This window comes from Novosphingobium clariflavum, from assembly GCF_026420865.1.
Lineage (GTDB): Bacteria > Pseudomonadota > Alphaproteobacteria > Sphingomonadales > Sphingomonadaceae > Novosphingobium > Novosphingobium clariflavum.
The window spans coordinates 48,268-67,968 of sequence record NZ_JAPCWC010000006.1 but is presented as its reverse complement, the minus strand read 5'-3'; the positions used below and the strand labels follow the sequence as shown (position 1 = coordinate 67,968).

The window sequence follows — 19,701 nt, the reverse complement described above, 5'->3', positions numbered from 1 at the left end:
GTCATGACCGTTGCCGAAGCTACCCCCGAGCTCGACTTCCCCGAGGAAGCCTCGCGAGACGACCGCGCCTTCCTTGGCCACCCCAAGGGCCTCGGCTACCTCTCGTTCGTCGAGGGCTGCGAGCGCTTTTCGTATTACGCGATGCAGACCCTGCTCGTGCTCTACATGGTCAAGTACCTGCTGCTGCCCGAAAACGTCGGCAAGGTGCTCGGCCTCTCGTGGCTGAGAGGCTGGCACTATGCCGGGCTCGACGGCCAGCCGCTCGCCTCGGCGATCTTCGGCGACTATACCTCGCTCGTCTACCTGACGCCCATTCTCGGCGGCGTGATCGCCGACCGCTGGCTGGGCCGCAAGGCGACGCTGATCGCGGGCGCCGTGATCATGTCCCTCGGCCACTTCCTGATGGCGTTCGAGGGGCTGTTCCTCTTCGCGCTGATCTCGCTGGTGGTGGGCGTCGGCCTGTTCAAGGGCAATATCGCCAGCCAGGTGGGCGAACTCTACAAGCCCAACGACCTGCGCCGCGCGATGGCGTTCCAGATCTTCTACATCGCCATCAACGTCTCGGTGATCGCGGCCCCGCTGATCTCCGGCACGCTGGGCGAAGAAGTCGGCTGGCATTACGGCTTCGGCTCGGCCGGCGTGGTCATGGTCATCAGCCTGCTGGCTTATCTCAAGGCACAGCCGTGGCTTCCGGCTGACAATCGCGCCCCGAAGAATAGCGAAAAATCCCCGCGCGCTCCCCTCACCAAATCGGATTGGCCGCGACTTGGCGCGCTTGCCGTATTGGTGCCCGTGCTGGCCATCGCGATGATGACCAATCAGGAAATCTTCAACGCTTATCTCGTTTGGGCGGACGACAGGTTCAATCTCAACATTCCCGATTGGCTTGCCGCCATCCAGTGGCACGTCAATTTTTCCATGTTCGGACACCTGATTGATTGGACGATCAAGTTCCCCGATCCCTTGCCGACAAGCTGGATGATTGCCATCGACGCCACTCTCAGCTTCTCGATGCTGGTCGCCGTGGCGGCGTTCTGGAAGTGGTACTCGGCCCGCACCGGCCGCGAGCCCGATGAACTGGGCAAGATGATCATCGGATCGGTCTTCTCGATCTGCGGTGGCATGTGCCTGGTTCTCGCGGCGGCAACCGCCGGCGGTGGCAAGATCGGCCTGTTCTGGCCGGTGATGTTCCACTTGTTCAACTCGATCGGCTTTGCGCACATCATGCCGGTCAGCCTTGCGCTCTTCACCAAGATCGCGCCGCGCTCGCTCAACGCGACGGTGGTGGGCATCTACTATCTGGCCTTCTTCGGCGCGAACAAGATCGTCGGCGTGGTCGGCGGCTGGTACTCGACGATGGATACCGTGTCGTTCTGGCTGACCCACGTGGGCGCCGCCGCATTCGGCCTGATCGCCTTCGCCGCCTTCAAGATCGCGCTGGGCAAGACGCTGGCGGGCGAGCCCGGCCCCGCCTGACAGCAATACGGCGCCCCTGCTCAGGCAAGGGCGCCGTTATTGCTTCAAGCCAAGGACGTCTCAGCCGAACACGGCGACCGACTGCATGCCCGCGATCACCGGACGGCCCGCGCCATTCCATTGCAGGATATGCTCGCTCGCCCCGCCGCCATGCGCAAATTCGCTGGTCGAGCGCAGCAGCCACCAGCCGTCCTCGCTGGCGGGCGCTGCCTCCAGCATGTTGACGTGCCAGTGCATCGAACTGATCGGCACCCTGAAGCCCAGCAGGGGCAGCACCGCCGTGGGCAGCGCATCGCCGACCAGCACCGCCTCCAGTGCCGGATCGAGCCCGTCGCGTTCCCTGACGCGCACCCACCAGCACAGATCCGCCTCACCCAGCGCCGATTTCGGCAAGGCAAAGCGCGCTTCGAAATTCTCGCGCAGGAATGCGGGCGCATGGTCCATCGGCACCGGCTTCGCCGCGGTGACCGGGGTCACGCCTTGCGGCATCGCATAGCCGGCAATATCCGCCGCGCTCTCGGCCGAGCGCATGAACACGAAGCTGGCGCTGAAACCGACGCCCTTCTCGTTCGCCAGTTCCGCTGCAACCCATGTGGCGTTGCGGCCCTTGCGCACGATCCGCGCCCGCGCCTCGACGCGGCCCGCCAGCGGCGCGATCATCGCGAACTGGCCGGAGCGCAGCGGCGGCAACTCGGCATCGACCCGCTGCGCCGCCGCCAGCGACAGCGCCGACGTCAGCCCCCCATAGGCGGTGCGGCCCTGGAGCCAGTCATCGGTGATGTCGAAGGCGAAACCACCCTCGATTTCGTCCGCTGAGGCAAGATGCGCGGCAAAACCCGTCATCGGAACAACCTTAAAGTCTTGGAAATGCGGCTCTCCGACGGATCGGAGAGCCGCAAGGCATCATTCCATTTCGAGGATGACGGCGTCCACGGCCAGGCTTTCGCCCGCCTTGGCATTAACCGCCTTCACCACGCCCGACTTCTCGGCGCGCAGGATGTTCTCCATCTTCATCGCCTCGACGACCGCGAGCGGCTGGCCGGCTTCCACCTTGTCCCCCTCGCCCACGTGGAGCGCGACGAGCAGGCCCGGCATCGGGCAGATCAGAAACTTCGAGAGATCCGGCGGGATCTTTTCGATCATGTGCTTGGCCAGCGACGCCACGCGGCTGGGCAGGATCTGCACATCGTGGATCGCGCCGCGCGTGGTCATCTTCAGCCCGGTGCGCGTGGGCGCGACGCGGATGCCGATCACCTCGCCGTCGATTTCCGCCTCGATCAGGCGGTCGCCCGGCGTGTATTCCATCGCCAACTCGACCGAGGCGCCGTTCACGGTGACGTCCTCGTCGTCGATCACGACGTCATAGGGCGCCTTGTCGATGGTGACGGTCCATTCCGACGGCGGCATCAGGCGGCGCGGCGCCAGCTGCCCGTCGACACGGCGGGCCCGGTCGGCGCGCGCGGTGGCGACAAAGGCGGCGACGGCGGCGAGCTTGCCCTTCAGCTCTTCGGACGCAGGCGCACCGTGGAAGCCCTCGGGATATTCCTCGGCAATGAAGCCGGTGGTCAGTTCGCCCGAGCGGAAGCGCGGGTGCTGCATGATGGCCGAGACGAAATCGATGTTGTGGCCAAGGCCCTCGATCTCGAACAGGTCGAGCGCGGCGACCTGCTTGTCGGCGGCCTCGTCACGGGTCTGCCCCCAAGTGATCAGCTTGGCGATCATGGGATCGTAGAACATCGAGACTTCGCCGCCTTCGTAGACGCCGTCGTCGACGCGAATGCCCTCGATGCCGCGGCGGCCATTGGCCTCGCCGTCGTCGGTCCAGCCGTCCACCGGCGGGTTATAGCGCACCAGGCGCCCGGTCGAGGGCAGGAACCCGCGATAGGGGTCTTCGGCATAGACGCGGTTTTCGATCGCCCAGCCGTCGATCTTCACGTCGGCCTGCGTCATCTCGAGCTTCTCGCCGGCGGCGACGCGGATCATCTGCTTGACCAGATCGACGCCGGTGATCGCTTCGGTAACCGGGTGCTCCACCTGAAGGCGGGTATTCATTTCAAGGAAGTAGAAGCTCTCGCCCGTCGGATCGGCACCCGAGACGATCAGTTCCACCGTGCCCGCCGAGTAGTAGCCCACCGCGCGCGACAGCGCGACGCACTGCTCGCCCATGGCCTTGCGCATCTTCTCGGTGACGAAGGGCGACGGCGCTTCCTCGACCACCTTCTGGTGGCGGCGCTGGATCGAGCATTCGCGCTCGTTCAGGTAAAGGATGTTGCCGTGCTTGTCGCCGAGGATCTGGATCTCGATGTGGCGCGGATTGAGAATGAACTTCTCGATGAAGACGCGGTCGTCGCCGAAGGAGTTGAGGCCCTCGCGCTTCACGCTCTCGAAGCCCTCGCGCACGTCCTGCTCGCTATAGGCAAGGCGCATGCCCTTGCCGCCGCCGCCGGCCGAGGCCTTCATCATCACCGGATAGCCGATCTCGTTCGAGATGCGCACGGCGTGTTCGGTATCCTCGATCTCACCGACGAAGCCGGGGACGACGTTGACGCCGGCCTGCTTGGCCAGCTTCTTGGACTCGATCTTGTCACCCATCGCCGCGATGGCGCCGACAGGAGGGCCGATGAACTCGATGCCCTCTGCGGCCAGCGCCTCGGCGAACGAGGTGCGTTCGGACAGGAAGCCGTAGCCGGGATGCACCGCCTCGGCGCCGGTCTGCTTGCAGGCCTGGATGATCTTGTCGGCAATCAGGTACGACTGCGCGGCGGGCGCGGGACCGATGTGGACGGCCTCATCGGCCATCTGCACGAACGGCGCGCGGGCGTCAGCGTCCGAATAGACGGCCACCGTCTGGATGCCCATGCGGCGCGCGGTCTTGATCACACGGCAGGCAATCTCGCCCCGGTTTGCGATCAGGATTTTCTTGAACATCAGTTCCCCGTCTCCACGTATCCGCGCAGCTGTTTCGTGCGCGCTTCGGTCAATTCCTCGAGGCAGCCGTTCTGCTGCAGCGGCCAGATCGTGCCGCTTTCCTCACGTGGGCCGTTCTCTGCGAGGCACTGGGCATCGCGGTAGGCGAGCCACTTGCGCTGCGCATCGAGCAGCCGATTGAAATTTCCGCCGGGGCCCTGCCTGTCGGCGGCTTTCGCCGCCGCTGCCGCCTTCCCCCAGGCCTCGTTCATCGCCCGGTCGGCCGACTGGAAGTCGCGGTACGAACAGATGTTCATGTCCGTCTGCGTCATCGCGTTGGCACAGTCGATCGCGGGCTCCGAGGCCAGGAGAAGGATCGGCAGGATCATGCCGCGATCACTCGGCCGCTTCCAGCTTGGCGCAGCCCTTGGGCATCCGCTGGGCTTCGACCTGCGCGGGGGTCAGTTCGATCGCCATCGGCTTGATGCCGAGGCGGGCGAACATCGCCGCGTCATTGTCGTCGCCCGAGTTCGGCGCGGTCAGCAGCTTGTCGCCGGTGAAGATCGAGTTCGCGCCGGCCATGAAGCACATCGCCTGCGTCATCTCCGACATCGATTCGCGGCCCGCCGAGAGGCGCACCATCGACAGCGGCATGGTGATGCGCGCGACCGCGACGGTGCGCACGAATTCCACGTCGTCGATCTTGGCGAGCGGGGTATCGGCCAGCATGTCGCCAAGCACGGTGCCCTTTACCGGCACCAGCGCATTGACCGGCACCGACTGCGGGTGATCGGGCAGGGTCGCCAGCGTGTGGATGAAGCCCACGCGGTCCGCGCGGGTCTCGCCCATGCCGACGATACCGCCCGAGCAGACGTTGATGCCCGCCATGCGCACGTTCGACAGCGTGTCGAGCCGGTCATCCATCGTGCGCGTGGTGATCACCTGATCGTAACGCTCGGGCGAGGTGTCGATGTTGTGGTTGTAGTAGTCGAGGCCCGCTTCGGAGAGCATGTCCGCCTGATCGGGCGTCAGCATGCCCAGCGTCATGCAGGTTTCCATGCCCATCGCGCGCACGCCCTTCACCATCTCGATGATGGCCGGCATGTCGCGGTCCTTGGGGTTGCGCCAGGCGGCGCCCATGCAGAAGCGGGTCGAGCCCTGATCCGCCGCCTGTGCCGCGCGCTGCAGCACCTGCTGCACTTCCATCAGCTTGGTGGCCTTGACCCCGCTGTTTGCCGAAACCGACTGCGAGCAGTAGCCGCAGTCTTCCACGCAGCCGCCGGTCTTGATCGAAAGCAGCGTGGACAGCTGCACTTCGTTGTGCGGATGGCTGGCCCGGTGCACTTCGGCCGCGCGGAACACCAGTTCGGTGAACGGCAGGTCGAACAGGCCGGCGATTTCCTCGCGGGTCCAGTCGGTACGGGGGGTGATGGCGGGGGTCTCGGTCATGATCATTCCTCAGGCGGCCGGAACGCGCGCGGGATGCCGCACGGGATTGCTGGGGGCCAAAGCTCCGCCATAATCGCAAGCGCCGCGCCGATCCAGCATCGCCGTTCTTATTCCGCCGCTTCCAGCGCCGAACCGAGCGGCGGCATGTTGTGACCGAGCAGGCGCAGCACGTCGGCGGCGCACTCCACCACGTTCGTACCGGGGCCATAAATGCCCTGAACGCCCGCATTGCGGAGGAACTCGTAATCCTGCGGCGGGATCACGCCGCCGGCGATCACCTTGATGTCGCTGCGGCCGGCTTCGCGCAGTTTCTGGATCAGTTCGGGGATCAGCGTCTTGTGACCGGCGGCCAGCGACGATGCGCCGACCACATCCACGCCGCTTTCCAGCGCCAGCACCACGGTTTCCTCCGGGGTCTGGAACAGAGGACCGGAAACGACGTCGAAGCCCATGTCCCCGAAGGCCGAGGCGATCACGTTGGCACCGCGATCATGGCCATCCTGGCCCATCTTGGCGACCAGCAACCTGGGCTTGCGGCCGAGACGACGCTCCACTGCCGAGACGCCGTCCACGACCTGCTGCCAGCGGCTGTCGCCTTCGTAAGGCGCGGCATAGACGCCCTTCACCGGGGTCGGCTGGGTGCCATAGCGCTGGAAGCTGTCTTCCATGGCCGAGCTGATCTCGCCGAGCGTCGCACGGGCACGCGCGCATTCGACAGCCAGCGCGAGCAGGTTGTTCTCGATGCTGGCGGGCGCGGCGGCACCGTCGCGCAGCGCCTTGAGCGCGGCCTGGCAGGCTGCCTCGTCCCGTTCCGCCTTCATCTTGTTGATGCGGGCGATCTGGCCTTCGCGGACCTTGGCGTTGTCCACTTCCAGCGTTTCGAGCAGGTCTTCGCTGGCAAGGCGGTACTTGTTGACGCCGACGATCACGTCATCGCCGCGGTCCACGCGGGCCTGACGGGCGGCAGCAGCGGTCTCGATCATCGCCTTGGGCCAACCGGCGGCGACGGCCTTGGCCATGCCGCCTTCCGCCTGCACGCGCTCGATGATCTCCCAGGCCTGGTCGACCAGTTGCTGCGTCAGCGATTCAATGTAGTAGGACCCACCCAGCGGATCGACGACATTGCACATGCCGGTCTCTTCCTGGATGATGATCTGGGTGTTGCGCGCGATGCGGGCCGAGAAATCGGTCGGCAGCGCGATCGCCTCGTCCAGCGCGTTGGTGTGGAGCGACTGGGTGCCGCCCAGCATCGCCGCCATCGCCTCGATCGTGGTGCGGATGACGTTGTTGTAGGGGTCCTGCTCCTGCAGCGACACACCCGAAGTCTGGCAGTGGGTGCGCAGCATCTTCGAGCGTTCGTCCTTGGCACCAAGCTGCGTCATCACCCGGTGCCACAGCACGCGTGCGGCGCGCAGCTTGGCCACTTCCATGAAGAAGTTCATGCCGATGGCGAAGAAGAACGACAGGCGGCCCGCGAACTTGTCGATGTCGAGGCCCGAGGCCACGCCGTACTTCACGTATTCCGCGCCGTCGGCGATGGTGAAGGCCAGTTCCTGCACCTGCGTCGCGCCGGCTTCCTGCATGTGATAGCCGGAAATCGAGATCGAGTTGAACTTCGGCATCTCGCGGCTGGTGTAGCCGAAGATGTCCGAGATGATCCGCATCGAAGGCTCTGGCGGATAGATGTAGGTGTTGCGGACCATGAACTCCTTGAGGATGTCGTTCTGGATGGTCCCGTCGAGCAGCTTGCGGTCGACGCCCTGCTCTTCGCCGGCCACGATGAAGAAAGCGAGGATCGGGATCACCGCACCGTTCATCGTCATCGAGACCGACATCTTGTCGAGCGGAATGCCGTCGAACAGGATCTTCATGTCCTCGACGGAATCGATGGCGACGCCGGCCTTGCCCACGTCGCCGACGACGCGCGGATGGTCGCTGTCATAGCCGCGGTGGGTGGCAAGGTCGAAGGCGACCGAAAGGCCCTTCTGGCCCGCGGCAAGGTTGCGCCGGTAGAAGGCGTTCGATTCCTCGGCCGTGGAGAAGCCCGCGTACTGGCGGATGGTCCAGGGGCGGCCGGCATACATCGAGGCGCGCACGCCGCGCGTGAACGGCGCAAAGCCGGGAAGGCCGGGATCGCCCACCTTGTCCGGGGTCACGTCCTCGGCGGTGTAGAGCGGCTTCACCGCAATCCCCTCGGGCGTGTTCCAGGTCAGGTCTTTGCCCTTGACCTCCTTGTCGGCGGCTGCCTTCCAGTCGTTGATGTCTGCCATGTTCCGCATCCCTTCCGGCCCGCGCTGATTGCCGCGGACCGCCCTCTATCTCAGTGATGCCCCTTGGGCGTTTCCATGATCTCGGTGAGCTGTCCGCCCATGTCGCGGGGGTGGACGAAGAAGATCAGCGTCCCGTGCGCGCCCACGCGCGGTTCACCCAGCACGCGCTTGCCGAGGCCTTCGAACCAGGCCTTGGCGGCGTGAATATCGGGCACTTCGTAGCAGATGTGGTGCTGCCCCCCGAGCGGGTTCTTCTCCAGCCACTTGCCCACCGCCGAGTCCGGCGTGGTCGGCTGGAGCAGCTCGATCTGCGTGCCCTGCGTGCCATTTTCACCCGGTGTGTTGACGAAGCAGACGCGCACCTGCTGGCTTTCGAGCACGAACGGCTCGGTGATGTCGGTCGCGCCCATGACGTCGCGGTAGAACGCGATAGAAGCGTCGAGATCGGGCGTCGCGACGCCGATGTGGTTGAGACGGCCAAGCTTCACAGTCTTACTCCGCATTCTCGATAACAAGGGCGATGCCCTGCCCGCCGCCGATGCACATGGTGACGAGGCCGTACCTGCCGCCCGAACGCTTCAGTTCGTAGGCCGCCTTGATCGTCAGCATGCAGCCCGTCGCGCCGACCGGGTGGCCGATCGAGACGCCCGAGCCGTTGACGTTGGTCTTGGCAGGATCGAAACCGAGCACCTTGGCGCAGGCCGCGGCCTGCGCGGCAAAGGCCTCGTTGCTCTCGATCACGTCGATCTCGTCGAGCGTGAGCCCGGCGCGTTCGAGCGCGATGGGAGTGGCCTTGATCGGCCCCTCGCCCATGTATTCGGGCTCGACCCCGGCGTGGCCCCAGGCGACGATCCTGGCCAGCGGCTTGAGCCCGCGCTTTGCGACTTCGCTGCCGGTCGCCAGCACGACCATCGCCGCGCCGTCGTTGATGCCCGAAGCATTGCCCGCGGTGACGGTGCCGTCCTTCTTGAAGGCCGTGCGCATCGCGCCCAGCACTTCCATGGTGGTGTCGCCCTTCACGTGCTCGTCCGTGTCGAACACGGTCACGCCCTTGCGGGTCTTGATCTCGATGGGAAGGATCTGCTCCTTGAAGCGCCCATCCGCGATCGCCGCCGCAGCGCGCTGGTGGCTGGTGACGGCCAGCCGGTCCATGTCCTCGCGGGTGATCTGGTGGCGCTCGGCCACGTTCTCCGCCGTGATGCCCATGTGATAGCCGCCGATGGCGTCCGACAGGCCAAGCGTGAGCGCGTCTTCCTGCGTATTCGCGCCCATCTTGCGCCCCCAGCGCACGCCGTGGTCATGGTAGGGCACGTTCGACATCGATTCCGCACCGCCCGCGAGCGTGATCGAGGCCTCGCCCAGCTTCATTGCGCGCGCCGCGTTGACGATCGCCTCAACACCAGAGCCGCACAGGCGGTTGAGCGTGAGTGCGGGCGTCGAGAGCGGGACGCCGGCATTGATGCCGATCACGCGGCTGAGCATCTCGTCACGCGCGCTGGTCGGCATGACCTGCCCGACGACGACGTGGCCCACGGCCTCGGGCTCCACCCCTGCACGCTTGAGCGCTTCGGTGGCGACAAGGCCGCCGAGGTCCGACGGCATGAACGACTTCAGCGAACCGCCGAAGTCGCCGACTGCCGTGCGCACGCCGCTGACGATGTAGATGTCTTCAAGATCAGCCATCACCCGGTTCCCAATTTCAACCAGATCAGCCCGGCAAGCACGCCAAGGCCGCCCAGAAAGTTCATTGTCACGGCGAGGCCGAACATCGTCGTGCCTCGCTCGAATTCATCGTCGTTCAGGAACTGCAACGGAATGCGCACAGTCCCTTCACGCAATCCTCTCACGCCGTTCCACAGGAACGCGCTGGCGATGCCGGTAAGAACAATGATCTGCCAGACATCGAGGAATTCCAGCGTCACAGGGGAATGTTGTCGTGCTTCTTCCAGGGGTTCTCGAGGCTCTTGGTCCGCAGCTTGCGCAGGCCCAGCGCGATGCGCCGACGGGTCGAGTGCGGGTAGATGACCTCATCGATATAGCCCCGGCTCGCCGCCACGAAGGGGTTGGCGAAGCGGTCTTCGTATTCCTTGGTCTTCTCGGCAATGCCCTCGCTCGAGAGGCCGCGGAAGATGATCTCCACCGCGCCCTTGGCGCCCATCACCGCGATCTCGGCAGTCGGCCAGGCATAGTTGAGATCGCCGCGCAGGTGCTTGGACGCCATGACGTCGTAAGCGCCGCCATAGGCCTTGCGGGTGATCACGGTGATCTTCGGCACGGTCGCCTCGGCATAGGCGAAGAGCAGCTTGGCGCCGTGCTTGATGATGCCGTTGTGCTCCTGATCGGTGCCGGGCAGGAAGCCCGGAACGTCCACGAAAGTGATGATCGGGATGTTGAAGGCATCGCAGAAGCGCACGAAACGCGCGGCCTTCTTCGACGAGTTGATGTCCAGCACGCCCGCCAGCACCATCGGCTGGTTGGCGACGACGCCCACGGTCTTGCCCTCGATGCGGCCGAAACCGACGATGATGTTGCCGGCATGCAGCGGCTGGACCTCGAAGAAGTCACCCTCGTCGAGGGTCTTCTTGATGACTTCGTGCATGTCGTAAGGCTGGTTGGCCGAAGGCGGGATGACGGTGTCGAGGCTTTCCTCGGCGCGGTCCCAGGGATCGGCGCAAGGACGCTCGGGCACTTCCTCGCGGTTGTTGAGCGGCAGGAAGTCGAAGAAATCGCGCGCAGCCAGCAGCGCCTCGATATCGTTTTCCAGCGCAAGGTCGGAGACCGAGGTCTTGCTGGAGTGGGTGACCGCGCCGCCCAGTTCTTCCTGCGTGACGACTTCGTTGGTCACGGTCTTGACCACGTCCGGCCCGGTGACGAACATGTAGGAGCTGTCCTTCACCATGAAGATGAAGTCGGTCATCGCCGGCGAATAGACCGCGCCGCCCGCGCAGGGGCCCATGATCAGCGAGAGCTGCGGCACCACGCCCGATGCCAGCACGTTGCGCTGGAACACTTCGGCATAACCGCCAAGCGAGGCCACGCCTTCCTGGATGCGCGCGCCGCCGGAATCGTTGAGACCGATGACGGGGGCGCCAACCTTCATCGCGTTGTCCATCAGCTTGCAGATCTTCTGCGCGTGACGGTGCGACAGAGAGCCACCGAACACGGTGAAATCTTGACTGAACACATACACAAGGCGGCCATTGATGGTGCCCGAACCGGTGACGACACCGTCGCCGGGGATGCGCTGGCTTTCCATGCCGAAGTCGGTGCAGTCATGCTCGACGTAGAGATCGAACTCCTCGAAGCTGCCTTCGTCCAGCAGGATGTCGAGACGTTCGCGCGCGGTCAGCTTGCCCTTGGCGTGCTGCGCGGCAATGCGCTTTTCACCACCACCCAGCTTCGCTGCGGCGCGGCGCTTCTCCATTTCGGCGATATTCGCTGACATCCGTTATCCCTTGCAATGACCTTGCAGTAACCCGGGGCCTTTGGCTGGCCGCTCGGCGCAAATTTGCTGTGACTGCTAAGGCAGGTCGGAACGCTCAGGTCAATAGTTTTAATCGCTCGGTTAAATGGTCGGAGTAATGATCTGGCGCCAAATCCGCCCCACCGATGGCTATCCAACGCCCCGCCGATAAAATGGCGCAATTTCGCGATATCGACGCATTTTGACACCCTGAAAACAGCACAGCCCGCAAGCCCCATGCGATGGTGGCTCCCGGGCTGTCTTCACTCCCGCGCGCAGGCGGTTGCGACATTTGCATGCAGGCGGCGGGGATACACGCCCCGCCCAGGCATCACTTCATCAGCACAAGCTCTTCCGACATCGTCGGGTGGACGGCGACGGTGGCATCGAAGTCGGCCTTGGTCAGCCCCGCCTTCACCGCAATGGCGGCGGCCTGGATGATTTCCGGCGCTTCCGGCCCGATCATGTGCAGGCCGAGCACGCGGCCGGTGCCCGCCTCGCAGATCATCTTGTAGAGCGAGCGTTCGTTGCGGTGGGCAACGACGTTCTTCATCGGCCGGAAGTCGCTGGTATAGATTTCCACCTCGCCGTACTGCTGGCGCGCCTGCGCTTCGGTCAGGCCCACCGCGCCGATCGGCGGATGGCTGAACACGGCCGAGGGAATGCAGCCATAGTCCACCGTCGCCGGCTTGCCGCCGAACACGGTATCGGCAAAGGCCTGGCCCTCGCGGATCGCCACCGGAGTCAGCTGGACGCGGTTGGTCACGTCACCCACGGCGTAGATGTGGTCGACGCTGGTCTTCGAATACTGGTCGACCAGGATCGCGTTCTTGTCATCCACCGCGACCCCGACGTTCTCCAGCCCCAGCCCCTCGACATTGGGCACGCGGCCGGTGGCGAACATCACGCAGTCGACTTCAATCGGATCGTGATTGGTCATCGAAACGGTCAGCGAGCCATCGGCATTCTGCTCGATGCCGCGGAAGTCGGCGTTGAAGCGGAAGTCGATGCCCTTGGCGATCGAGATCTGCAGCAGACGGTCGCGCAGCTGTTCGTCGTAGCCGCGCAGGAGCTGATCGGAGCGGTTGATCAGCGTCACCTTGGCACCGAACTCGTGGAAGATGCCCGCAAACTCGTTGGCGATGTAGCCGGCCCCGGCGATCAGCATGCGCTTCGGGATCGCGTCGAGGTGGAACGCCTCGTTGGAGGTGATGCCCAGTTCATGGCCGGGGCAGCTGGGCACCTGCGGACGCGCGCCGGTGGCGATCAGGATCACTCTGGCCGTCTTCTTCTCGCCGCTCGACAGCGTGATCTCGTGGGGGCCGGTGATGACCGCGCGCTCGTGGAAGATCTCGACCTTGTTGTTCGAAAGCGTCTGCGTGTAGAGCCCGTTGAGCCGGTCGACATCGCCCAGCACGTTGTCGCGCAGCTTCAGCCAGTCGAACTTCGCCTCGGGAATATCCCAACCGAAATGCTTGGCGTCTTCGAGATCCTCGGCAAAATGCGCGCCGTAGACGAGCATCTTCTTGGGCACGCAGCCACGGATCACGCACGTACCGCCGACCCGGAATTCCTCGGCCACCGCCACGCGCGCCCCGTGCGATGCGGCGATGCGGCTGGCACGCACGCCGCCCGATCCGGCGCCGATGGTGAAGAGGTCGTAGTCGAATTCGGACATGCGGCTTGCTCCTATGCACCCCTGGTCGGGGGCGTACTCTCTTGCGGCGCGCATATGGGGCATGGGCGCATGGATTGCCAACGGGTCATTTGCGCCTGGCCACCGCAAGCCTTTCGGAATGGGCCGACAATCAGGTCGTCGAAACCTTCCAACCACTGGGCGCAGAGTCATTGTCAACTTTTTTAGTTGAGTTATAAGAGTCGCATCGCCCACCGCGCCTCAGTCTATCCCCTGGGCTCGGTGGGCACCCTTACGGGAGACGATGAATGGCACAGACGCACACGCCGCAAGCGCATGCCGAGAAGCCCCTGATCCTGCTGATCCCGGGCCTTGACGGCAGCGGGCCGGGGCATTGGCAGCGCCGCTGGTCGGAAGAGATGGACGATGCCCAGATGGTCGACCTCGGCCTCTGGGAGAAACCCCACCGCAACACCTGGATCAACCGGCTGAACCTTGCCGTGCAGCGCGCCGGACGGCCGGTGGTGCTGGTCGCGCACAGCCTCGGCTGCCTGCTAACCGCATGGTGGGCGAAGTTCGAGCAACCCGGCTGGTCGAGCCCGGTGGTCGGCGCGCTGCTGGTGGCGCCGCCGGAAGTGGACTTCTTCCCGCGCGACGACCGGCTCAACGGCTTTGCACCGACGCCCGCCGATGCCCTGCCCTTCCCCTCGATCCTCGTCGCCAGCCGCAACGATCCATGGATCGGCTTCCCGACCGCACAGCTGCTCGCCAAGCAATGGGGCAGCGAGTTCGAGGACGCGGGCGAAGCCGGTCACATCAATGCCGATTCGAAGATCGGCAGCTGGGAAGACGGCAAGCTGCTGCTGCACCGCCTGCTGAACACCCGGCCCGCCGCCTCGGTCCCGCATATCCCGACGCATGGAGACTGGTCCGAGGGTCTCGAATACCGCTCCTGAACAGAACCACCCGAGAGAGGACTGCCTGAAAGCACCGGGCCGGGAATGCACCTGCATCCCCGGCCCGTTCCTTCTTACTTGATGCCGGCGAGTTCCAGCAGCGCCTCGGTCGAGGGATCGAACGCGGTGTCGCCCTGCTCGATCTGCTTGGCGATTTCCTTGCCGAGTTCGACGCCGAACTGGTCGAAGGGATTGATGCCCATCAGCACAGCATTGGCGAAGGTGCGATGCTCGTGGAACGCGATCAGCGCGCCGAAGGTGGCAGGGCTCACTTCGTCGAGCAGGATCGTCGCCGAAGGACGGTCACCCGGATAGGCGCGCGCCGGATCCTCGCTCGCCTTGCCCGCCATCAGCGCCGCGCCCTGCGCGAAGCAGTTCGACAGCAGGATGCGGTGATGCGCCGGGTTCAGGTCATCGCCCGGTCCGATTGCGGCGATGAAGTCCACCGGCACGATGTTGGTGCCCTGATGGAGCAGCTGGAACACCGCGTGCTGCGCATCGGTGCCGACACCGCCCCAGGTGATCGGCGCGCTCGGCCCGTCGACCGGCGAGCCATCCACCTTCACGCTCTTGCCGTTCGATTCCATCTCCAGCTGCTGGAGATAGTCCGGCAACAGCTTGAGGCGTTCGTCATAGGCAAACACGCCGCGCGTCTGGCAGCCGCGCAGGCGGGTGTAGTACTGGTCCGCGAAGGCGGCGCGCAGCGGCAGGTTGGCAAGTCCGTCGGTGTCGCGGAAATGCGCGTCCATCGCCGCCGCACCGTCGAGGAACTCGGCAAAGTCCGGCCAGCCGAGCGCCATGGCGACCGGGAAACCGATCGACGACCACAGCGAATAGCGGCCGCCGACGCTTTCCGAGAACGGCAGGATGCGGGTTTCGTCCACGCCCCATTCAATCGCCTTGTCGGGCGCGGCGGTCAGCGCCACGACGCGGCCATAAGGGTCCTCGACGCCGTTGTCGCGCAGCCAGGCGATGGCGCTTTCGGCGTTGGTCATCGTCTCGATGGTGGTGAACGTCTTGGAGGCGACCGCCAGCATCGTCGTGGCCGGATCGCACTTGGCGAAAGCGGCTTCCAGCGCGCAGCCGTCGATGTTCGAGACGACCTGCACGTTCACCATCGCGCCGTCGCGCGCCAACGCGTCGATCGCGAGCGCCGGGCCAAGCGCGGAGCCGCCGATGCCGATGTGGATGAGATGCTTCACCTCACCCATGGCACCGCGATGGATGGCCTCGACGATAGCGGCCATGCGGTGGTGGAATTCGGCGGCGAGTTCGACGCTTGCTTCCTTGCCGACGCCGCGCTGGGCGGTGTGCTCGGCGGCGCGGCCTTCGGTGGTGTTGACGATCTCGCCGTCGAACAGCGCCTTGCGGCGGGCATCGAAGTCCATCGCGGCGGCCAGTTCCTCGAAGGCGGCGACGTGTGCGGCATCAAGGTGGGTCTTCGACCAGTCGAACCGCATGCCGCAATCGGCCTCGATGTCACTGGCCTCGAAATGGGTCGCAAACGTGTCGAGGCGGGCGGGGTCGGCGGCAAAAAGCGCCTTCAGGGTCGGCTTGGGAAGGCCCTCCAGCTTGGTCCACACCGCTTTGCTCATGCCTCGTATCCCTTCATTCGAATATATCGCCAGTCTTGAGGGCAAGCTGGCGGCTAAAAACGCGGGCCGCGTTATGCATGGCAGGCAAGGCAAGGCCAAGTGCCATTGTTGGAACCGCACCGTTAGAGGGGCAATCCAGCGAAAAGATGACGATTTTGGTCGATCCGCAAAGGGTCTTGGGCGGGATTGCGCTTGACGGCAGCGCGCAGGCGCAACAAGGGTCGCCTCATGAGCGAAACCGACACTGCCACTCCGGCCCCGTCATCCGCAAGCCCGACGCAGGGCGACAAGGCACAGGCCGACAAGGCACAGCGCGACAAGCGATCAGAACAGCCAAAGAAGGACGAAAGCTTCATCGCTTTCCTGTTCTGGCTGGTTCTGGGCGTGGTCGTGCTGCGCAGCTTCATCATCTCGCCCTTCAACATTCCCAGCGAATCGATGCTGCCGCGCCTGCTGAACGGCGACTATCTGTTCGCCTCCAAGTGGTCCTACGGCTACTCGAAGTACTCGCTGCCCTTCAGCCTGCCGCTGATCCCGGGCCGCGTGTTCGCCAGCCAGCCCGAGCGCGGCGACGTCGCCATCTTCAAGGCGCCCCCGGGCAACGACGTCGACTACATCAAGCGCGTCATCGGCCTTCCGGGCGACGAAGTGCAGGTCAAGGGCGGGCAGGTCTGGCTCAACGGCAAGCCGGTGCCGCGCGTGAAGCAGCCCGATTTCGTGCTGCCCGTCACCCCCAACACCCATTGCTACGCGCCCGAGTTCGAAGGCACCGACGCCAAGGGCAAGCCGGTCTGCAACTATCCGCAGTACCGTGAGACCCTGCCCAACGGCAAAAGCTACAACGTGCTCGATCTCGGCCAGACGCCGCAGGACGACACCGGCGTCTATGTCGTGCCCGAAGGCCAGATGTTCATGATGGGCGACAATCGCGACAACTCGCTCGACAGCCGCTTCCCTGCCGTGGAAGGCCAGGGCATCGGCATCGTTCCGCAGGAAAACCTCGTCGGCAAGGCCTCGGTCATGATGTTCTCGACCGACGGCTCGGCCAACTGGTTCCTGCCCTGGACCTGGTTCACAGCCGCGCGCTGGAGCCGCATCGGGAGCGTGATCTGAGTGCTTGACGCGCAGGACCGCGCCTTCATCGCCAGGATTTCCGGGGCCGAGCCCGTCGACGAAGCCCTCTGGCTCGCCGCGCTCACCCACGGCAGCACCGGCGAGAAGCGCAATTACGAACGTCTCGAATTCCTCGGCGACCGGGTGCTTGGGCTCTCGGTCGCCGAATGGCTCTTCGAGAACAGCGAGGAAGCCGAAGGACGGCTCTCGCAGCGTCTCAACGCGCTGGTCGCCCGCGCGACCTGCGCGCAAGTGGCGCGCGGCATCGAACTGGGGCCGCGCATGCGCCTGGGCAAGCAGGCCCGCGACGACGGCGGCCAGGACAGCGACAACATCCTGGGCGACGTGATGGAGGCGCTGATCGGCGCCTGCTTCATCGAACGCGGCTTCGATGCCGGCAAGGCCATGGTCCGCGGCCTCTGGGCAGGCGAGATGCAGGGCAAGGCCGGCAAGCGCAAGCACCCCAAGTCCGCATTGCAGGAATGGGCGGCCGGCAATCGCCGCCGCATGCCCGAATACAAACTGGTCGACCGTTCCGGCCCCGACCACGCCTCGAAATTCACTGTCGAGGTTTCGATTCATAACGTAGGCTCGGCGCGCGCGGTCGCGAACTCCAAGCAGGATGCGGAAACGCAGGCCGCCGAGGAATTCATGAGGAAATTCGGATGACCCAGCATTGCGGTCTCGTCGCCGTCATCGGCGCCCCCAACGCGGGCAAGTCTACGCTCGTCAACGCGCTGGTCGGCCAGAAGGTGGCGATCACTTCGGCCAAGGCCCAGACCACGCGTGCGCGCCTGATGGGCATTGCCCTGCTCGATGAAACCCAGATCATCCTGGCGGACACGCCCGGCATCTTCGAACCCAAGCGCCGTCTCGACCGCGCGATGGTCGCCGCCGCCTGGGAAGGCGCGCAGGAAGCCGATGCCGTGCTGCTGGTGGTCGACCCCATCAAGAAGCGCCGCCACGAACTGGAACCGCTGCTCGAAGCGCTTGCCGCGCGCCCGGAACGCAAGATCCTGGTGCTCAACAAGGTCGATGCCGGCGCCAAGGAGCCGCTGCTGGTGCTGGCCCAGGAACTGACCGGCAAGGTCCAGTTCGACGAAGTGTTCTTCATCTCGGCGCTGACCGGCGACGGCGTGCCCGAACTCAAGGCGCACCTCTCCTCGCTCATGCCGGAAGGTCCCTGGCACTATCCCGAGGATCAGGTCTCCGACGCCAGCGAACGCCTGCTCGCCTGCGAAATCACGCGTGAACAGCTCTACCGCCAGCTTCACGAGGAACTGCCCTACGACGCCGCCGTGCGCCCCGAGGCCTACGAGCAGCGCAAGGACGGATCGGTGGAGATCCGCCAGCAGATCGTCGTCACCCGCGACAACCAGCGCGCCATCGTGCTGGGCAAGGGCGGCGCCAAGATCAAGGCGATCGGCGAGGCCGCGCGCAAGGAACTGGCCGAAGTGCTGGGCCAGAAGGTCCACCTCTTCCTCCACGTGAAGGTCGAGGAAAACTGGGCCGACGCGCGTGACATCTACGAAGAGATCGGGCTGGACTGGGTGAAGTGATGGCACGCGTCTCGCTGGCGGGCCTTGCCGCCACCGCGCTGCTGCTCGGCGGCTGCGCGACCCCTTACATGAAAGCCCGTGCCGCCGAGGCCGATGTCGCCGCCCAGGTCGAGGAAAGCCTCGCCGGGCAGCGCTATGTCGCCATCGGCTCGTCCTTCGCTGCCGGTCCGCAGCTGCCCCCCGCCAAGACCGGCGCGCCGATGCGCTGCGGACAGAGCCTCAACAACTATCCCACGCTGCTGGCCGAACGCTTCGGCATGGTGCTGACCGACCGTTCCTGCTCGGGCGCGAAGACCGACAACGTGCTGGGCCCCTGGTCCGAGATCCCGCCGCAGATCAACGCGGTTACGCCGCAGACCCGGCTGGTGACGCTGACCATCGGCGGCAACGACCTCAACTACGTCGGCAACCTGTTCAATGCCGCCTGCGCCTATCGTTCGAAGCAGGCGGTCGCGGCGGGGGGCAAGCCCCGCGCCTGCGGCCCGGTCAAGGTTCCGACCGACTACGACTACGCGCGTGACGAGATGCAGATGATGGAGATCGCGCGGCGCGTGCGCACCCAGGCGCCGCACGCCCGCATCGTCTTTGTCCAGTACCTGACGCCGCTGCCCGAACCGGGCAGGCTCTGCGCCAATACTCCGATCAGCGAAGAGCATGCCGCGATCATCCGCAGGATCGGCGTCCGGCTTGCCGAGATCACCAACCGCGTCGCCCAGGCCAACGGCGCGCTGCTGGTGGAGATGAACCAGTCCTCGGCAGCCCATACCCCCTGCGATGCCGTGCCATGGCTGATCGGCTCGCCGGAAGGCTATGACGGCAAGCAGGGCCTGCAGTGGCACCTCAACTTCGCGGGCATGGAAGCGACCGCGAACGACATCGCCTGGTGGCTGACCCGTTCGGGCGTGAAGCCGGTGAAGCCGAATTTCCCGCAGACGCTCGCTCCCCCCGCTCCGACCGCTGCGCCCGGCGCGACGCCGGTCCCGCTGCCTGCAGCCCCGGCCCCGGTGGTGACGCCGCCCAGAACCGGCACCACCAAGAGCACCGGAACGGGTACGGGCACCCGGCGCCGCTGAAACACTCGATCCGCCGGCCCTGTCGCAGCCTAGCGCGCGCCAGGGCCGGCCCCATGGCCCTTTTCCCGATCCTGCACGAACGGTGCCCTGCAAGCTGCGGATGCAGTCCGGCGGCGGCGTCTCGGTAGCGCAATCTTCGCGCGCCATAAGGTGCGCGTTGCCACTGCGCGTTATCACTGCCCGGACATGCTGCGGGCCCACGGG

General features: G+C 65.4%; 17 protein-coding genes. 6 read left to right on the top strand and 11 right to left on the bottom strand.

The window, feature by feature from the left end; translation table 11 throughout:
• Positions 1–3 precede the first annotated feature (3 nt).
• Positions 4–1,476, top strand: a complete 1,473-nt coding sequence (locus OKA11_RS10010) for a peptide MFS transporter (RefSeq protein ID WP_267220060.1) — start codon at positions 4–6, stop codon at positions 1,474–1,476.
• Between the two features lie 60 nt (positions 1,477–1,536).
• Here the strand turns inward: OKA11_RS10010 and OKA11_RS10005 are convergent, their stop codons facing one another.
• The 10 genes from OKA11_RS10005 to gor all read right to left on the bottom strand — a co-directional run bounded on the left by OKA11_RS10005 (position 1,537) and on the right by gor (position 13,243).
• On the bottom strand, positions 1,537–2,319 hold the full coding sequence (locus OKA11_RS10005; protein WP_267220059.1) for a thioesterase family protein: 783 nt from the start codon (positions 2,317–2,319) through the stop codon (positions 1,537–1,539).
• A 60-nt stretch (positions 2,320–2,379) separates the two neighbouring features.
• On the bottom strand, positions 2,380–4,404 hold the full coding sequence (locus OKA11_RS10000) for an acetyl-CoA carboxylase biotin carboxylase subunit (protein ID WP_267220058.1): 2,025 nt from the start codon (positions 4,402–4,404) through the stop codon (positions 2,380–2,382).
• Complete coding sequence (locus tag OKA11_RS09995; protein WP_267220057.1) at positions 4,404–4,772, bottom strand: lysozyme inhibitor LprI family protein; 369 nt, start codon at positions 4,770–4,772, stop codon at positions 4,404–4,406. The genes OKA11_RS10000 and OKA11_RS09995 overlap by 1 nt, the downstream gene beginning before the upstream one ends.
• Before the next feature lie 7 nt (positions 4,773–4,779).
• The gene (gene bioB, locus OKA11_RS09990; protein ID WP_267220056.1) at positions 4,780–5,832 is read right to left on the bottom strand and encodes a biotin synthase BioB; all 1,053 of its coding nucleotides are present in this window, start codon (positions 5,830–5,832) and stop codon (positions 4,780–4,782) included.
• 107 nt (positions 5,833–5,939) lie between these two features.
• Complete coding sequence (gene scpA, locus OKA11_RS09985) at positions 5,940–8,102, bottom strand: methylmalonyl-CoA mutase (RefSeq protein WP_267220055.1); 2,163 nt, start codon at positions 8,100–8,102, stop codon at positions 5,940–5,942.
• A 50-nt stretch (positions 8,103–8,152) separates the two neighbouring features.
• Positions 8,153–8,590, bottom strand: coding sequence for a methylmalonyl-CoA epimerase (mce, locus tag OKA11_RS09980; RefSeq protein WP_267220054.1), 438 nt, complete (start codon positions 8,588–8,590; stop codon positions 8,153–8,155).
• Between the two features lie 4 nt (positions 8,591–8,594).
• Positions 8,595–9,785, bottom strand: a complete 1,191-nt coding sequence (gene bktB / locus OKA11_RS09975) for a beta-ketothiolase BktB (RefSeq protein ID WP_267220053.1) — start codon at positions 9,783–9,785, stop codon at positions 8,595–8,597.
• On the bottom strand, positions 9,785–10,024 hold the full coding sequence (locus OKA11_RS09970) for a hypothetical protein (RefSeq protein ID WP_267220052.1): 240 nt from the start codon (positions 10,022–10,024) through the stop codon (positions 9,785–9,787). Before OKA11_RS09970 ends, bktB begins: the two co-directional genes overlap by 1 nt.
• The gene (locus tag OKA11_RS09965; protein ID WP_267220051.1) at positions 10,021–11,547 is read right to left on the bottom strand and encodes an acyl-CoA carboxylase subunit beta; all 1,527 of its coding nucleotides are present in this window, start codon (positions 11,545–11,547) and stop codon (positions 10,021–10,023) included. The genes OKA11_RS09970 and OKA11_RS09965 overlap by 4 nt, the downstream gene beginning before the upstream one ends.
• 349 nt (positions 11,548–11,896) lie before the next feature.
• A complete protein-coding gene (gor, locus tag OKA11_RS09960) occupies positions 11,897–13,243 on the bottom strand; it encodes a glutathione-disulfide reductase (protein ID WP_267220050.1) in 1,347 nt (448 codons plus the stop codon).
• A gap of 266 nt (positions 13,244–13,509) precedes the next feature.
• Between gor and OKA11_RS09955 the strand changes: the two genes are divergently transcribed.
• On the top strand, positions 13,510–14,157 hold the full coding sequence (locus OKA11_RS09955; RefSeq protein WP_267220049.1) for an RBBP9/YdeN family alpha/beta hydrolase: 648 nt from the start codon (positions 13,510–13,512) through the stop codon (positions 14,155–14,157).
• A gap of 74 nt (positions 14,158–14,231) precedes the next feature.
• Here the strand turns inward: OKA11_RS09955 and pgi are convergent, their stop codons facing one another.
• Entirely contained in the window at positions 14,232–15,752 is a 1,521-nt protein-coding gene (pgi, locus tag OKA11_RS09950) for a glucose-6-phosphate isomerase (RefSeq protein WP_267220048.1), read from the bottom strand.
• Positions 15,753–15,980: 228 nt separating this feature from the next.
• On the opposite strand from pgi, the gene lepB reads away from it, so the two are divergent.
• Genes lepB through OKA11_RS09930 form a run of 4 tightly spaced genes read left to right on the top strand, consistent with a single transcriptional unit; the run spans position 15,981 to position 19,497 of the window.
• On the top strand, positions 15,981–16,865 hold the full coding sequence (gene lepB, locus OKA11_RS09945) for a signal peptidase I (protein WP_267220047.1): 885 nt from the start codon (positions 15,981–15,983) through the stop codon (positions 16,863–16,865).
• On the top strand, positions 16,866–17,534 hold the full coding sequence (gene rnc, locus OKA11_RS09940; protein WP_267220046.1) for a ribonuclease III: 669 nt from the start codon (positions 16,866–16,868) through the stop codon (positions 17,532–17,534).
• On the top strand, positions 17,531–18,424 hold the full coding sequence (gene era, locus OKA11_RS09935; protein ID WP_267220045.1) for a GTPase Era: 894 nt from the start codon (positions 17,531–17,533) through the stop codon (positions 18,422–18,424). The genes rnc and era overlap by 4 nt, the downstream gene beginning before the upstream one ends.
• Positions 18,424–19,497, top strand: coding sequence for an SGNH/GDSL hydrolase family protein (locus OKA11_RS09930; protein WP_267220247.1), 1,074 nt, complete (start codon positions 18,424–18,426; stop codon positions 19,495–19,497). Before era ends, OKA11_RS09930 begins: the two co-directional genes overlap by 1 nt.
• Positions 19,498–19,701: the final 204 nt, after the last annotated feature.

Bases quoted from the DNA above. Each gene is read 5' to 3' on its own strand.
- OKA11_RS09955 (WP_267220049.1), top strand. From the start codon at position 13,510: ATGGCACAGACGCACACGCCGCAAGCGCATGCCGAGAAGCCCCTGATC.
- gor (WP_267220050.1), bottom strand. From the start codon at position 13,243: ATGTCCGAATTCGACTACGACCTCTTCACCATCGGCGCCGGATCGGGC.
- OKA11_RS09965 (WP_267220051.1), bottom strand. From the start codon at position 11,547: ATGTCAGCGAATATCGCCGAAATGGAGAAGCGCCGCGCCGCAGCGAAG.
- OKA11_RS10005 (WP_267220059.1), bottom strand. From the start codon at position 2,319: ATGACGGGTTTTGCCGCGCATCTTGCCTCAGCGGACGAAATCGAGGGT.
- lepB (WP_267220047.1), top strand. From the start codon at position 15,981: ATGAGCGAAACCGACACTGCCACTCCGGCCCCGTCATCCGCAAGCCCG.
- bioB (WP_267220056.1), bottom strand. From the start codon at position 5,832: ATGACCGAGACCCCCGCCATCACCCCCCGTACCGACTGGACCCGCGAG.
- pgi (WP_267220048.1), bottom strand. From the start codon at position 15,752: ATGAGCAAAGCGGTGTGGACCAAGCTGGAGGGCCTTCCCAAGCCGACC.
- bktB (WP_267220053.1), bottom strand. From the start codon at position 9,785: ATGGCTGATCTTGAAGACATCTACATCGTCAGCGGCGTGCGCACGGCA.
- era (WP_267220045.1), top strand. From the start codon at position 17,531: ATGACCCAGCATTGCGGTCTCGTCGCCGTCATCGGCGCCCCCAACGCG.
- OKA11_RS10010 (WP_267220060.1), top strand. From the start codon at position 4: ATGACCGTTGCCGAAGCTACCCCCGAGCTCGACTTCCCCGAGGAAGCC.
- OKA11_RS09995 (WP_267220057.1), bottom strand. From the start codon at position 4,772: ATGATCCTGCCGATCCTTCTCCTGGCCTCGGAGCCCGCGATCGACTGT.
- scpA (WP_267220055.1), bottom strand. From the start codon at position 8,102: ATGGCAGACATCAACGACTGGAAGGCAGCCGCCGACAAGGAGGTCAAG.
- OKA11_RS10000 (WP_267220058.1), bottom strand. From the start codon at position 4,404: ATGTTCAAGAAAATCCTGATCGCAAACCGGGGCGAGATTGCCTGCCGT.
- OKA11_RS09930 (WP_267220247.1), top strand. From the start codon at position 18,424: ATGGCACGCGTCTCGCTGGCGGGCCTTGCCGCCACCGCGCTGCTGCTC.